The sequence below is a fragment of the Burkholderia sp. Se-20373 genome, assembly GCF_017104705.1.
GTDB lineage: Bacteria > Pseudomonadota > Gammaproteobacteria > Burkholderiales > Burkholderiaceae > Burkholderia.
This window is the reverse complement of sequence record NZ_JAAGPH010000060.1, coordinates 1-15000: the sequence shown is the minus strand read 5'-3', so window position 1 is coordinate 15000 and position 15000 is coordinate 1. Positions and strand designations below refer to the sequence as shown.

The following is a 15000-nucleotide window of genomic DNA, read 5'->3' as shown; positions in this document are numbered from 1 at the left end:
CTCCAATCTTGGTTCGGCTCAGCGCGACGCGAGATCCATGATGCGGACCTGGTCGGCGTCCTTGCGATCGACGATGCCGGTCATGCGCCCTTCGTGCATCACCATCACGCGATCGCTCATTCCCAGCACTTCCGGCATTTCCGACGAGATCATCAGCACCGCGACGCCCTTGCCGGCGAGCGCGCTGACGAGCCGGTGGATCTCGGCCTTCGCGCCGACGTCGATGCCGCGCGTCGGTTCGTCGAGGATCAGGATGCGCGGCTGCGTGAGCAGCCAGCGGCCGATCAGCACCTTCTGCTGGTTGCCGCCCGACAGGTTCTGGATCTCCTCGTGCAGCCCGGGCGACTTCACGCGCAGCATCCGGCTCATTGCCTCGCAGTCGCGCTTCAGCTGCGCCTGCCGCACGAAATTGAACTTCACGTAGCGGTTGCTGAGCACCGCGGCTTCCATGTTCGCGAGCAGGTCGAGATTCAGGAAGCAGCCGGTGTCCTTGCGGTCTTCGGTGAGGAACGCCATCCCGTGCTTCATCGCCTGCGCGGGCGTCGTGATGCGCACCGGCTTGCCGTCGATGCGGATCTCGCCCGACGTGGCCGGCACGACGCCGAACAGCGCCTCCGCGACGTTCGAGCGCCCCGAGCCGACGAGGCCGGCCACGCCGAGGATCTCGCCCGCGCGCAGCTCGAAGCTCACGTCGCGGAACACGCCGTCGACGCCGAGGTTCCGCACCGACAGCACGACGTCGCCGATCGGCACGTCCTCCTTCGGGAACATCTGCGTGATCTCGCGCCCGACCATCATGCGGATGATGTCGTCGCGCGTGACGTCGCTCGATGCATGCGTGCCGATATATTTGCCGTCGCGGAACACCGAGAACTCGTCGGCGATCTCGAACAGCTCGTTCATCTTGTGCGTGATGTAGACGATGCCCTTGCCCTGCTCGCGCAGCTGGCGAATGATCCGGAACAGGTGCGTGACTTCCTTGTCGGTCAGCGCGGAAGTCGGCTCGTCCATGATCAGCACGTCGGAGTCGAACGACACGGCCTTCGCGATCTCGACCATCTGGCGGCTCGCGACCGTCAGCGTGCGCACGTCGGTTTCCGGATCGATGTCGATCGACAGCCGCTCGAACAGCTCGGCCGTCCGGCGGCGCAGCGCGGCGTGATCGATCAGGCCGAAACGGTTCTTCGGTTCGCGGCGGATCCAGATGTTCTCCGCGACCGTCATGTACGGCATCAGGTTGAGTTCCTGGTGGATCATCGCGATGCCGCGGTCGAGCGCATCGAGCGGGCCGTTCAGCACGACCGGCTCGCCGTTGATCAGGATCTCGCCCTGGTCGGGCGTGTAGACGCCCGCGATGATCTTCATCAGCGTCGACTTGCCCGCGCCGTTCTCGCCCATCAGTGCGTGAACGGTGCCGCGGCGCACGCGGAACTGCACGCCGTCGAGCGCCACGACGCCCGGAAAGGACTTGCCGACGCCGCGTACCTCGAGCACGCAGTCGGCCGCGGAAGAAGCCGGCGGGGCCGACGCGCCGGTCGAGCCGGACGAAGCGGCCCGCGCATCGTCGCCGGCCATCGGGCGCGCGACTCTGGCTGTATACATGGACGTTCCTCGACAAGTCGTGCGCGAACCCGGTCGTGCCGGGCCCGCGCCATTCAACGGATCACCGGTCAGTGCTTCGCGTACTGGGCCATGTTCTCGGGCGTCACGAGCTCGAACGGCACGTTCACGTAGCGGTCGACGGGCTGCTTCTTCGCGAGCTTGAGCGCGGCCGCGACGGCCTGCTGCCCCTGCCCGGATGCGTTCTGGTACACCGACACCTTCAGCTCGCCGCTCTTCATCGACGCGAGGCCGTCCGGCGTCGCGTCGATGCCGGCGACGATCGTCTTCGGCGTCAGCTTGCGCGCGGCCTTCAGCGCGTTGATCGCGCCGATCGCCATCTCGTCGTTGTTGGAGATGATCGCGTCGAACTTCGTGCCGGAGCTGAGCCAGTTCATCGTGATGTCCTGGCCCTGCGTGCGGCTCCACTTGCCTTCGCGCTTGTCGACGATCTTCATGCCCGCGCAATCCTTCGTCGCGATCACGTCCTCGATGTCTTTCGTGCGGGCGCGCGCCGATTCGTTGGACAGCTCGCCCATCAGCACGAGGAGGTCGCCCTTGCCGCCGAGCAGCTTGCACACCTGGCGCGCCTGCAGCGTGCCCGACTGCTTCTCGTCGGACGCGACGACCGCGACGCCGGCCGGCAGCTTGTCGAAATCGACCGGCTTGCGGTTCACGTACACGAGCGGGATCTTCGCGGCCGTCACCATCTTGGTGATCTTCGGCGTCGCGTCGGTATCGACCGCGTTCACGATGATCGCGTCGACCTTCTGCGCGATCATGTTCTGGACCTGGCTCAACTGCTTGCCGACGTCGTTGCCGCCGTCCTCGATCTGCACCGTCGCGCCGTCCTTCTTCGCCGAATCGGCGATGCTGTTGCGCAGGATGGTCAGGAACGTGTCGTCGAACGACGCCATCGTCACGCCGATCTTCTCGGCATGCGCGAGCGGCGCAGCCAGGATCGCGGCGGCCGCGACGGCCATCAGCTTGGTCTTCATGATCAATCTGTCTCCTCATCTCCGGGGGGCGGAAGACGGCGCGTTGCGCGCCGCCGGGCCGAGTCCGATCGAATCCGATACGGACTGAAGCATCCGGATGAAACTGTAGATCACTTCCTCGAAAATTTGGAAATTTATTTCTACGTGATTTCACCTAGGGAACTGGATTTCCAAAAAGTCTAGACTCCGTTCCGTAGCCCGATTCCTTGCGGCAGGCAGTCCCGCGTCGTGCCCCACACGGTGCGGAGCGCCGCCCGAGGTTCGGTCCCCTAATCCGCCGGCATCGCCGAACGCCGGCCGCGAGCGTGACACGTGATATGAGCCTGCTGACCTTTCCGAGTGACCGCCCCATCGATCTCGCCTGCCTCGGCCGCGTGGCCGTGGATCTCTATGCGCAGCAGTACGGCAGCCGCCTGGAAGACGCGCGCAGTTTCCAGATGTATCTGGGCGGCTCGTCCGGCAACGTCGCGTTCGGCGTGGCGCGGCTGGGGCTGAAGACCGCGATGATCTCGCGCGTCGGCGACGAGCAGATGGGCCGCTTCCTGCGCGAGACGCTCGAGCGCGAAGGCTGCGACACGAGCCAGCTGCAGACCGACCGCGAGCGCCTCACCGCGCTGGTGCTGCTCGGGTTGAAGGACCGCGACACGTTCCCGCTGCTGTTCGTGCGCGAGAACTGCGCGGACATGGCCGTGCGCGCCGACGAAATCAGCGAGGACTTCATCGCCGGCTGCCGCGCGCTCGCGATCACCGGCACGCACCTGTCGACGCCGGGCACGCGCGAGGCGTCGCTGACCGCGCTCGGTTATGCGCGCCGCCATGGCGTCGTGCGGATTCTCGACATCGACTACCGGCCGGTGCTGTGGGGGCTGACCGCGCGCGGCGCGGGCGAAAACCGCTACGTGCCGGACGCGCAGGTGACGCGGCAGCTGCAGCAGGTGCTCGGCGAATTCGACCTGCTGGTCGGCACCGAGGAGGAATTCCTGATCGCGGGCGGCGTGCCGCACGACGTGATCGGCTCGTTGCAGGCGGTGCGCAAGATCACGAACGCGACGCTGGTCGTCAAGCGCGGCGCGCTCGGCTGCTGCGTGATCGAGGGCGACATTCCCGCCCGCATCGACGAGGCGCCGACCTATCTCGGCGAACGGGTCGAGGTGCTCAACGTGCTCGGCGCGGGCGACGCGTTCCTGTCGGGCCTGTTGTCGGGGCTGCTGCGCGGCCGGGACTGGGCCGAGTCGACGCGCCTCGCGAACGCGTGCGGCGCGATCGTCGTGTCGCGCCATGCGTGCTCCGCCGCGATGCCGACGCCGGCCGAGCTGGCGCACTGGTTCGACGGCAGCCGCAATCCGGTGGTCGACGCCGACCACACGCTCGCGCACCTGCATCGCGTGACGGTGCCGCGCCGCGAATGGGACGACCTGTGCGTGATGGCGTTCGACCATCGCAGCCAGTTCTACGAACTGGCGGTGCAGGCCGGCGCGGACGAATCCCGGATCAAGACGCTGAAGCGCCTGCTCGTGCGCGCGGTCGAACAGGTCGAGCGCGATCGTCAGATCGAAGGCCACGTGGGCGTGCTGATCGACGGCGGCGGCTACGGCAGCGACGCGCTGGCGTCGGCCACCGGACGCGGCTGGTGGGTCGGCCGCCCGGTCGAGCTGCCGGGCTCGCGGCCGCTGCGCTTCGACGAAACGCGCTCGGTCGGCTCGTCGCTCACGCACTGGCCGACCGAACAGGTCGTGAAGTGCCTCGTGCACTATCACCCGGACGATTCGGTCGACCTGCGCGTCGAACAGGAGCAGCGCGTGCTGGAGCTGTGGGAAGCCACGCGCGCCAGCGGCAACGAACTGCTGCTGGAAATGATTCCGCCGCGCGCGGTCACGCCGGCCGGCACCGAGGACGATGCGGTGCTGCGCACGATCGCGCGCTTCTACAACCTCGGCGTGAAGCCCGAATGGTGGAAGCTCACGCCGCTCACCGCCGACGGCTGGACGCGGCTCGCCGCGCTGATCGCCGAACGCGACCCGCACTGCCGGGGCGCGGTGATCCTCGGGCTGAACCAGCCGCTGCAATACCTCGTCGACAGCTTCCGCTCGGCGACCAACCCGATCGTCAAGGGCTTCATGGTCGGGCGCACGCTGTGGGCCGATGCGTCGCTGAACTGGTTCGCCGGCCGGATCGACGACCAGGCGCTGATCGACGAAGTCGCCGGCAATTTCGCGCAGCTGGTCGACGCATGGCTCGGCCGTCGTGCCGCGGCCGCCCGCGCCGCCGCGGCCTGACGCGAAGCCTGCGATGACCCTTTCCTCTTCACCGACCGACATGACCTCTACCGTGAGACTGACCGTCAGCCAGGCGCTCGTGCGCTACCTGGCCGCCCTGCGCGCCGAAGTCGTCCAGCCCGACGGCCGCACCGAGATCCTGCCGTACTGCGGCGGCGTGTTCGCGATCTTCGGCCACGGCAACGTGGCCGGGCTCGGCGAGGCGCTGCACGCGGAAAAAGACCGCCTGCCGACCTTCCGCGCCCACAACGAGCAAGGAATGGCCAATGCGGCCGTCGCATTCGCGAAAGCGCACTTCCGCCAGCGGATGATGGCCGCGACGTCGAGCATCGGCCCCGGCGCGACCAACATGCTGACGTCGGCCGCGCTCGCGCACGTCGGCCGGCTGCCGTTGCTGCTGCTGCCCGGCGACGTGTTCGTGTCGCGGCTGCCCGACCCGGTGCTGCAGCAGGTCGAGGATTTCGAACAGGGCGACGTCAGCGCGAACGACTGCTTCCGGCCGGTGACGCGCTACTTCGACCGCATCACGTCGCCCGAGCAACTGCTCGTCGCGCTGCCGCGCGCGATCCAGGTGATGACCGATCCCGCGCAGTGCGGCCCGGTGTGCCTCGCGCTGCCGCAGGACGTGCAGACCTTCGCATACGACTGGCCCGAGGATTTCTTCGCGCCGCCGGTGATCCGGATGCGCCGGCCGCCGGCCGACGCGCTCGAGCTCGCCGATGCGCTCGACGTGCTGAAGGCCGCGAAGAAGCCGCTGATCGTCGCGGGCGGCGGCGTGCTGTACAGCCAGGCGTGGGATGCGCTGCGCGCGTTCGCCGATACGCATGGCGTGCCGGTCGCCGAATCGCAGGCCGGCAAGGGCAGCCTCGCGTGGGACCATCCGCTGAATCTCGGGTCGATCGGCGTGACGGGCTCGCCGGCCGCGAACCGCGCGGCCGCGCAGGCCGACGTGGTGTTCGCGGTCGGCACGCGGCTGCAGGACTTCACGACCGGCTCGCATGCGCTCTACGGCAATGCGACGCTATTGAGCCTGAACGTGCAGCCGTTCGACGCGGGCAAGAAACGCGGCCGTCAACTGGTGGCCGATGCGCGCACGGGCCTCGGCCAGTTGTCGGCCGCGCTGGCCGGCTGGCAGGCCGATCCGGCCTGGACCGCCGGCAACCGCGACCAGGCCGCCGCATGGAACGCGCGCGTGACCGAGCTCACGACCCGCATTCCGACGGACACGCTTCCGTACGACGCGGAAGTGATCGGCGCCGTGCGCGACTCCGCGGCCGACGCGGGCCGCGACAGCGCACGTGATGACCTCGTCGTGTGCGCGGCCGGCACGCTGCCGGCCGAACTGCACAAGCTGTGGCGCAGCGGCGTGCCGGGCAACTACCACATGGACTACGCGTACTCGTGCATGGGCTACGAGGTCGCGGGCGGCCTCGGCGCGAAGCTCGCGCGGCCCGAACGCGAAGTGATCGTGATCGTCGGCGACGGCTCGTACATGATGCTCAACGCGGAACTCGCGACGTCGGTGATGCTCGGCCGCAAGCTCATCGTCGTGATCCTCGACAACCGCGGCTACGGCTGCATCGAGCGACTGCAGCTGAATTGCGGCGGCGCGAGCTTCAACAACATGCTCGACGACTGCGTGCCGGAAGGCGGCGAGCGCTCGACGATCGATTTCGCGATGCATGCGCGCGCGATGGGCGCCGAAGCCGTGCACGTGCGCGACATCGGCGAGCTGCGCAGCGAAATGAAGCGCGCCCGCGCGGCGACGAAGAGCCAGGTGCTCGTGATCGACACCACGCACCGGCGCACGACCGACGACGGCGGCGCATGGTGGGAAGTCGCGGTGCCGCAGGTGTCGGAGCGCGCCGGCGTCGACGCAGCGCACCGCGCGTATCTCGATGCGAAGACCCGGCAGCGGCGCTGATCGCGCGCACTGCCCACGCATCCTCCCCGCGAACAACACATCCGAACCAAGGAAGCACCATGAGCTGGAACGTCCGCATCGGTATCAATCCCCTGTCGTGGATGAACGACGACCTGCCGTCGCTCGGCGGCGAGACGCCGCTCGAAACGGCGCTGAAGGAAGGCGCCGAAATCGGCTACGAGGGCTTCGAGCTCGGCAACAAGTTTCCGAAGACCGGCCCCGAGCTGAAGGCGAAGCTCGCCGAGTTCGGGCTCGTGTGCGTGTCGGGCTGGTATTCGGGCTTCCTCGCCGAGGTCGAGCCGGGCATGAGCGATGCCGAGGCGGTCGCCGCGGAAATCGAACGCTGCCGCGCGCACCTGACGAAGCTGAAGGTCAACGACGTGAAGGTGGTGGTCTACGGCGAATGCGCGGGCACGATCCAGGGCAACATCGACATGCCGGTCGCGAAGCGGCCGCGCTTCGTCGACGACACGGCCTGGCGACGCTACGCGGCGCGCCTCGACGCGTTCGGCGCGCACCTGCTCGACACGTACGGCATCAAGCTTGCGTACCATCACCACATGGGCGCGTACGTCGAGTCGCCCGACGATGTCGACCGGCTGATGGCGCTCACCGACCCGGCGAAAGTGTTTCTGCTGTTCGACACCGGCCACGCGTATTTCGGCGGCGCGGCCGACCCGGTCACGCTGCTGAAGAAGCATGTGTCGCGGGTGGTCCACGTGCATTGCAAGGACGTGCGGCCGCAGGTCGTCACGCAGGCGCGCAACGACGGCTGGAGCTTCCTGAACGGCGTGATCAACGGCACCTTCACCGTGCCGGGCGACGGCGCGCTCGACTACGAGGCGACGCTGCGCACGCTGAAGGACGCCGGCTACGAAGGCTGGCTCGTCGTCGAGGCCGAGCAGGATCCGGCCGTCGCGCCGAGCTATGCGTACGCGAAGAAGGGTTACGAATCGCTGCGCGCGATCGTCGACCGGTTGAGCGCGTGAACGTATGAACGCGTGAACGCATGAGCCCTACCCTGTTGCGGAGCCCCACCCCATGACGATTTCTCCCCTGCTGATCAAGGCCTCGGCCGACCGCGAGATCTGCAACGTCACGCCCGAGTCGGCCGGCTGGAAGCACGTCGGTTTCCGTGCGCTGCGCCTGAAGGCCGGCGACACCGAAACGCTCGACACCGGTGCGCGCGAACTGTGCGTCGTCGTGCTCACCGGCACGGTGCGCGCGGAGGTCGACGGCACGCCCTACGATGCGCTCGGCAAGCGCGACAGCGTGTTCGAGGACATGTCGCCGGACGCGCTGTACGTGCCGGGCGGCAAGACGGTCACGCTGGTCGCGACGCGCGATGCGGAAATCGCGCTGTGCACCGCGCCGTACGCGAGCGGCGACAAGCCCGTGCAACGCCTCGACGGCGAGCGGATGCGCCGCTCGGTACGCGGGCAAGGCACCAACACGCGCTACGTGTGCGACATCCTGATGGGCGACAACCCGGCCGCCGACCGGCTGCTCGTGGTCGAGGTCGTCACGCCGGCCAGCCATTCGAGCAGCTATCCGCCGCACAAGCACGACCGCGACGCGGCACCGGAAGAAACGTCGCTCGAGGAAACCTATTATCACCGGATCGATCCGCCGCAGGGCTTCGCGTTCCAGCGCGTGTACACGGACGACCGCAGCCTCGACGAGGCGTGCGCGGTCGAGGACCACGACGTCGTGATGGTGCCGCGCGGCTACCACCCGGTGGTCGCGCCGCACGGCTACAACCTGTACTACCTGAACGTGATGGCCGGGCCGAGCCGCGCGTGGGCGTTCAAGAACGATCCCGCGCACGAGTGGATGCTCGACGCCCCGAAGCGCTGATGGAAAGACGGGCCCGCGCGCGGCCCGCGACGATGCGACGCCCGGCACGCGCACCCAGCGCCGGCGACGCCACGGAGCCGCCATGGTGACGACCCTCTTTCGCCTCGAACCCCATCCCTTCGACGACGACGCGTCGAACCCGGCGCTGCCGCGCTTCGATGCGGCCGTCGCCCGCCGGATGGGTGAAATCGCCGTCAACCTTGCGTCGCGCCGCGGGCTGCCGATCGCGGTGAGCATCGTCGGCGAGCAGGCGCCGCTGTTCTACTGCGCACTCGACGGCAGCGATGCCGGCGACAGCGACGCGATCCGCCGGCGGCAGAACACGGTGTTGCGCTTCGGCTTGAGTTCGCTCGCGGTCGGCGAGCGGTTTCGCCGCGCCGGCTGGTCGCTGCAGTCGCAGGGGCTGTCGGATCACGACTATGCGCTCGACGGCGGCGGCGTGCCGCTGCGGATCGCCGGCACCGGCATCGTCGGCGCGATGACGATCGCGGGGCTCGACGACGCCCGCGATCACGCGCTCGTCGTCGAATGCCTGCGGTGGCACGTCGGCGCGAACGCGCTTGCAATGAGCACGTAGCCGCCGTTGCGCCATCACGCCGCCAGCCGTCACGAACGGCGGGGCGGCAACACGTCGAGCGAGCGCCCCGGCGCTTGCGCGACGTCGGCGTCGGCCGCCTCGTCCGGGATATCGTCGAGCGACCGGTTGTTGGTGCGCGGCCCGAACGCGCCGATCGACAGCATCACGATCAGCATGCTGCCGCCGATCAGCGCGAACACCGCCGACACGCCCGCCCGCTCGAGCAGCAGCGCGACGATGAAACTGCTGACGGCCCCGGTCAGTCGGCCGATCGAATGCACGAAACCGAGCGCCCGCCCGCGGATCGCGGTCGGAAACAGTTCCGACTGGTACGCGGTGCCGTTGCTCGCGAGCACCGTGCTCGACAGCGTGACGAGCAGGCCGAATGCAATCACGAACGGCGCGTGTGCCGACATCGCGAACGCACTGCCGAACAGCGCGACGCCGAACGCCGACGCGACGATCAGCCACTTGCGCTCGATCCGGTCCGCGATCAGGCCGGCGACGAGCGGCGACACCGGGTAGGCGAACGCGATCACGAACGCATAGCCGAGACTTTTCGCGACGGTTGCGCCCTGGGCGGCGAGCAGCGTCGGCAGCCATTGGCTGAAACCGAAAAAGCCGATGCTCAGGAATCCGTTGAATGCAATCAGCATCGCGGTGCGGCCGCGGTATCGCGCCCCCCACATCGACGGCGCACCCGGCGCAAGTGGCGTGACGGCAGCCGGTCGCCGGACCGCGGGCAGCGGCCGGCCGGATTCGCGCTCCACCCTCTGCTCGAGTTGCCGCACGATGCGTTCGGCCTCGGCTTCCCGGCCCACGCCGACGAGCCAGCGCGGCGACTCCGGCAAGCGCGACTGCAGCCACCAGACGACCACCGCCCCGCTTCCGCCGAGCAGCACGACCCAGCGCCATCCGGACCAGCCGAGCGGATCGTGCGGCACCCAGAGCCACGACACCAGCGCCAGCACCGGCATCGCCAGGTAGCCGACGGCGAAGCAGACGGCGAACGCCCGGCCACGCACCGCCTTCGGCACCAGTTCGGTCAGGAACGCGCCGATCGTGATCAGCTCCGCGCCGACGCCGCAGCCCGCGACGAAGCGGCACGCGAGCACGCCGAGCGCGCTCGACTGCACGCACATCATCAGGCTCGCCGCGGTATAGAGCAGCAGCGCACCGGTGAACAGCGCGCGGCGCCCGTAGCGGTCCGCCAGGCGCGACACGAACATTTCGCCGATGAACAGCCCGATGAACGTCGCCGCGCCGAGCGCGCCCTGGTCCGACATGCCGAGCACGCCGCGCGCCCCGGTGTGAAAGATGCCGTCGCGAATCAGCCCGGGCGGCAGATAGGTCATCTGGAACAGGTCGTAGACCTCGAAAAAGCCGCCGACGCTCAGGAACAGCACGAGCTTCCAGATACCGGCTGTCGCGGGCAGGCGATCGATGCGCGCGGCCAGCGATGCCGCAAGGGTGTCAGACATGGCGTGTCCTCGGTGGTCGCCCGCGCGGCGCGCGGGACGGCAATCATGGCGCGGCGCGGGCCGCGCGGCGTGGCAATCACACGGTGGCGACCGGATTGACCGGCGAGCCGACGAGCCCGCGCAGATGCAGCGGCGGCGCGGTCAGCAGGAAGCGGCTGCGGTGATGTGCGTGCAGCCAGTCCGCGAGCGGCGTCAGGTGCCACAGTTCGCCGAGATGGATGCCGAGCTTGAACAGGCACAGCTCGTGCAGCGGCATCAGCGCACCCGGCTGCGCGAATGGTTGCGCATCATGCGGGCGCTCCTCGACCGCGTGGTTGTCGGCCGCGAGCGCCGCGAGCCCCGACGCGTCGATCCAGTTCAGCAGGCGCGCGTCGGCGCCGTCCAGCACGCAGCAGGCGTGCGGCGCACCGGTCTCGCCGCGCGCGGCCGCGTCCAGCAGACGGTCGGCGAAGCCCGTATGCACGCACACGATATCGCCGCGCTCGACGCTCACGTCATCCGCGCGCAGCACCGCCATCCAGTCGTCGAAGCCGACCTTGCGCCGCGCGTCGCCGAAGTGACGGCGCAGGTCGACCATCACGCCGCGCCCCTGCACGCCCGTTTGCGCCATCACCTCGATGCCGAGCGCCCGTGCGCCGCCTTCCGCCGCACCGGCCTCCGGCACGCGGATATGCTCGCCCATCCGGTAGCCGTTGTAGAACACCCGGGCCTTTTCACCGTCGCCCGCCGGATCGAACAGCGAGCCGACGTGCGACAGCGCGTCCCATTGCGTCGAGAACTGCGAATGCATGCAGAACGCGTCGTCGCACACGACATCGGTTGCGTTCGCAACCTGTTCGTCCGCGCGATAGCCGAAGTAAGGCTTGTCGCCCAGTAGCGCCGGCATGATCGCGGGCGGGCGCCGCCGGGCGTTCAGTCCGCCGCCGCGCGGCACGTCGAGCGGCAGGCTCAGCGAAAAAACGCGGCCTTCGCGCACTTCCGCGACGCCGCGCAGCACGGCGTCGGGCGTCAGCCAGTTCAGGCGTCCTTTCTGGTCGTCCGGGCCGAAATCGCCCCAGTTCGAGCCGGGCGGCCGATGGGTCCAACGCGGATTCATGGTGTCTCCTCCCTGCAATGTCCGGTGCATCCGGTTTCCGTCGTGGCGCGCTCCGCTCACCGCGAACGGATCACGCCCAGCGCGGCGAGCCGCGCGTACTCGGGCTCGCCGAGCAGCGGCTCGAGGATCTCGCGGTTGTGTTCGCCGAGCGCGGGCGCGGGCCGGCGGAACGCGCCGGGCGTGCCCGACAGGCGCGGCGTGACGTTGTGCATCGGCAGGCTGCCGACGTCGTCGTCGGGCAATTCGACCAGCGCCTCCCGCTCGATCACGTAGCGATCCGCGACGATCTGCGCGATGTCCTGGATCGGCCCGACCGTCACGCCCGCTTCCTCGAAGAACGCGAGATTGGCGTCGAGATCGCGTGCGCCAATGAATTCGCCGACGATCGCGTCGAGCGCCTCCGCATGCCGCACGCGCAGCACGTTGGTGGCATAGCGCGGATCGTCGACCAGGTCCGCGCGGCCGATCGCACGGAACAACCGTTCGGCCATCGCCTGCGTCGAACTCGACAGGCACAGCCATTTGCCGTCGCGGGTGCGGTACGCATTGCGGGGCGCGGTGTTCGTCGAGCGGCTGCCGGTGCGCGGCTTGATCTCGCCGGTCATCACGTAGTTCGCCGCGGCCGGCCCGAGGATCGACAGCAGCGGCTCGAACAACGACACGTCGATCACCTGTCCCGCCGCATGCTGCGTCCCGCGCGCATGCAGCGCGACCAGCACGGCGAGCGCACCGGACATCCCGGCCGTCATGTCGGCAAGAAACATCGGCGGAAGGACCGGCTCGCGATCGGCGAACCCGTTGATCGCGGCGAAGCCCGCATAGCCTTCGGCGAGCGTGCCGAAGCCCGGCTTGTGGCGATACGGGCCGGTCTGCCCCCAGCCGGAAATCCGTGCGATCACCAGTTCCGGCCGGATCGCGAGCAGGTCGTCGGGCCCGAGCCCCATCCGCTCCGCGACGCCCGGCTTGAAGCTCTCGACGAACACGTCCGCGTCGCGCACCAGCCGGCGCACGATGTCGACGCCCTCCGGCGTGCGCAGGTCGACGCACACGCTGCGCTTGTTACGTCCGTACACCTTCCAGTTCGTGCTGATGCCGCCCGCGCCGACCGCGCGCAGCGTATCGCCGCGCTCGCTTTCGACCTTCACGACGTCCGCGCCGAAGTCGGCGAGCTGCACGCTCAGCATGTTGCCGGCCATCAATCGCGACAGGTCGACCACGCGCACGCCGGACAGCGGTCCGCCCGCGCCTGCGTCGAACGACTTCTGACGGATCGGACCGGTGAGCGCGCGACGATGCGCGCCGGCCGCACGGGCGGCCTGCGTGTCGGGTACGGACATGACTGTCTCCTGGTAGGTGTCTGTCGGTGGGTCAGGGACGCGCGCGCCGCGCGCCTGCGCTATTCGAGCAGCGCGCCAAGCTGGTCGGCCGCCGGGAACGGCGCACCCGTCGCGGGCAGGTCGCCGCCGAGCGCATGCGTCAGTTCGGCAGCGGCGGCCTGCACGTACGGCAGGTAATCGGCCAGCACTTTCTTGTTGAAGCGATAGCGCGGCACGCCGAGCGAGATCGCGCCGCTCAGCACGCGGCCGACGCCGAACGCCGGGCACGCGATCGCCGCGCTCTCCGGATCGCGCTCGGCGATCGACACCGTGTAGCCCTGCTCGGCCGTCTTCTCGTACTCGCCGCCGCGCGTGCCGGAAAACGCGAGCAGCACGCGCCCCGCCGCGCCGACGTCGAGTGGAAAACGGTCGCCTTCGCGCAGATGCGTGCGCACCGCGCGCTGGGCCTGGATGCGGAACAGGCAGACGCGCTGGTCGCCCTCGCGCACGTAGAACGCGGCGGTTTCGCCGGTCTGCGCCGACAGCGTCGACAGGATCGGCATCACGTGCTCGCGCAGCTGGAACGACTCGCGGTACATCACGCCGAGCTGGAATACGGCCGGCCCCAGCACGTAGCGCCCGTCGGGCAGACGCTTGATGAAGCGGAACTGTTCGAGCGATTCGAACATCCGCAGCAGCGTGCTCATGTTGAGCCCGGTCGCGTCGCTGACCTGCGCGAGCATCAGCCCGCCGGGTGCGCCGGAGAAAGCCAGCAGCGCGGTCAGCGCGCGATTGACCGCGGCCACGCCGCCTTCCGCCGGATTGTTCGTCTCCACCTTGCTCATGTCCGCCTCACGCTGTGCCGGGCGACCGGGGGACCCGCCTCGCCCAGGATCATAAAAAATGAAAGTCGCTTTCATTATACGCAGAGCGCGGATGACATCAACATGAAATCGCACGGCACCGATCGTTCATCTTCTTTCAATTCCCGTTATTTATAGGCGTTAACGATAATCTTGACGAATGCGCCAATCAGTCACAAAAATGAAAGTGACTTTTATTTTACGAGAACGACGATGAATTCTGCTTCCCAACCGGTCTGGCGCTCGCTCCTCTACGTCCCCGCCCACGTCCCCCGTTTCGTCACGAAAGCCGCGACCAGCGCAGCCGATGCGCTGATCCTCGATCTCGAGGACAGCGTCCCGTTCGCGTGCAAGCCCGACGCCCGTGCCGGCCTCGCCGACGCCGTGCCGATGCTGCGCGGCGCCGGCTGCGACGTGCTGGTCCGCGCCAACGGCCCGCTCGACCTGCTGGTGCCGGACCTGCGTGCGGCCGTGCGGGCCGGCGTGCACGGCGTCGTGCTGCCGAAGGTGCGTGGCGGCTCGCACGTCGAGGCGATCGACGAACTGCTGGCCGCGCTCGAGGACGAAGCCGGTGCCGCGCCCGGCAGCACGCGTATCGTCGCGATCATCGAAACGCCGCGCGCGTTCCAGGCGATGGACCGAATCGCGCGCGCGTCGCCGCGCGTCGTCGCGATGATGCTCGGCGGCGGCGACTTCGCGCTGAACTGCGAAAGCGGCACCGGCGCCGACGTGCTGCGCGTGCCGAAGCAGTTGCTGATCATCGCCGCGCGAGCGGCCGGCATCCTGCCGCTCGGCCTGGTCGACGGTCTCGACGAACTGCGCGACCTCGATGCGTTCGAGCGTATTGCCCACGCGTCCGCGGCACTCGGCTATGCGGGCGCCACCTGCATCCATCCGCTGCAGGTCGATGCGCTGAACCGCGCGTTCCGCCCCGACGACGAGGCGGTGCGCGACGCACGCGCCGTGCTCGCCGCCTACGACGACGCGCGTGCCAACGGCCGCGGCGCATTGCA

At 68.9% G+C, this 15000-nt stretch carries 12 protein-coding genes; 6 read left to right on the top strand and 6 right to left on the bottom strand.

Going from position 1 to position 15000, the window contains the following annotated elements; all coding sequences use genetic code 11:
- Positions 1-18: 18 nt before the first annotated feature.
- Both G3N96_RS20300 and G3N96_RS20295 read right to left on the bottom strand, forming a co-directional pair.
- A complete protein-coding gene (locus tag G3N96_RS20300; RefSeq protein ID WP_206138252.1) occupies positions 19-1602 on the bottom strand; it encodes a sugar ABC transporter ATP-binding protein in 1584 nt (527 codons plus the stop codon).
- Between the two features lie 68 nt (positions 1603-1670).
- On the bottom strand, positions 1671-2597 hold the full coding sequence (locus G3N96_RS20295) for a sugar ABC transporter substrate-binding protein (RefSeq protein WP_124575749.1): 927 nt from the start codon (positions 2595-2597) through the stop codon (positions 1671-1673).
- A gap of 317 nt (positions 2598-2914) precedes the next feature.
- Between G3N96_RS20295 and iolC the strand changes: the two genes are divergently transcribed.
- From iolC to G3N96_RS20270, 5 genes are all read left to right on the top strand, one after another.
- Positions 2915-4873, top strand: coding sequence for a 5-dehydro-2-deoxygluconokinase (gene iolC / locus G3N96_RS20290; protein WP_206138251.1), 1959 nt, complete (start codon positions 2915-2917; stop codon positions 4871-4873).
- Between the two features lie 40 nt (positions 4874-4913).
- A complete protein-coding gene (gene iolD, locus G3N96_RS20285; protein WP_206138250.1) occupies positions 4914-6797 on the top strand; it encodes a 3D-(3,5/4)-trihydroxycyclohexane-1,2-dione acylhydrolase (decyclizing) in 1884 nt (627 codons plus the stop codon).
- Positions 6798-6856: 59 nt separating this feature from the next.
- Entirely contained in the window at positions 6857-7786 is a 930-nt protein-coding gene (iolE, locus tag G3N96_RS20280; RefSeq protein WP_206138249.1) for a myo-inosose-2 dehydratase, read from the top strand.
- 52 nt (positions 7787-7838) lie between these two features.
- The gene (gene iolB / locus G3N96_RS20275; RefSeq protein ID WP_206138248.1) at positions 7839-8654 is read left to right on the top strand and encodes a 5-deoxy-glucuronate isomerase; all 816 of its coding nucleotides are present in this window, start codon (positions 7839-7841) and stop codon (positions 8652-8654) included.
- An 82-nt stretch (positions 8655-8736) separates the two neighbouring features.
- On the top strand, positions 8737-9231 hold the full coding sequence (locus G3N96_RS20270) for a heme-degrading domain-containing protein (protein ID WP_124575754.1): 495 nt from the start codon (positions 8737-8739) through the stop codon (positions 9229-9231).
- A gap of 29 nt (positions 9232-9260) precedes the next feature.
- Here the strand turns inward: G3N96_RS20270 and G3N96_RS20265 are convergent, their stop codons facing one another.
- The 4 genes from G3N96_RS20265 to G3N96_RS20250 form a co-directional block, all read right to left on the bottom strand.
- Positions 9261-10712: an MFS transporter gene (locus G3N96_RS20265; RefSeq protein ID WP_206138247.1), complete on the bottom strand. Its 1452-nt coding sequence runs from the start codon at positions 10710-10712 to the stop codon at positions 9261-9263.
- 76 nt (positions 10713-10788) lie between these two features.
- Positions 10789-11808, bottom strand: a complete 1020-nt coding sequence (locus G3N96_RS20260) for a cyclase family protein (protein ID WP_206138246.1) — start codon at positions 11806-11808, stop codon at positions 10789-10791.
- Between the two features lie 56 nt (positions 11809-11864).
- A complete protein-coding gene (locus tag G3N96_RS20255) occupies positions 11865-13145 on the bottom strand; it encodes a CoA transferase (protein WP_206138245.1) in 1281 nt (426 codons plus the stop codon).
- 59 nt (positions 13146-13204) lie between these two features.
- A complete protein-coding gene (locus G3N96_RS20250) occupies positions 13205-13969 on the bottom strand; it encodes an IclR family transcriptional regulator (protein WP_124575758.1) in 765 nt (254 codons plus the stop codon).
- Positions 13970-14200: 231 nt separating this feature from the next.
- Here G3N96_RS20250 and G3N96_RS20245 point away from each other — a divergent pair.
- Positions 14201-15000 (top strand): CoA ester lyase (locus G3N96_RS20245; RefSeq protein WP_206138244.1); only part of this gene is annotated, 800 nt, incomplete at its 3' end.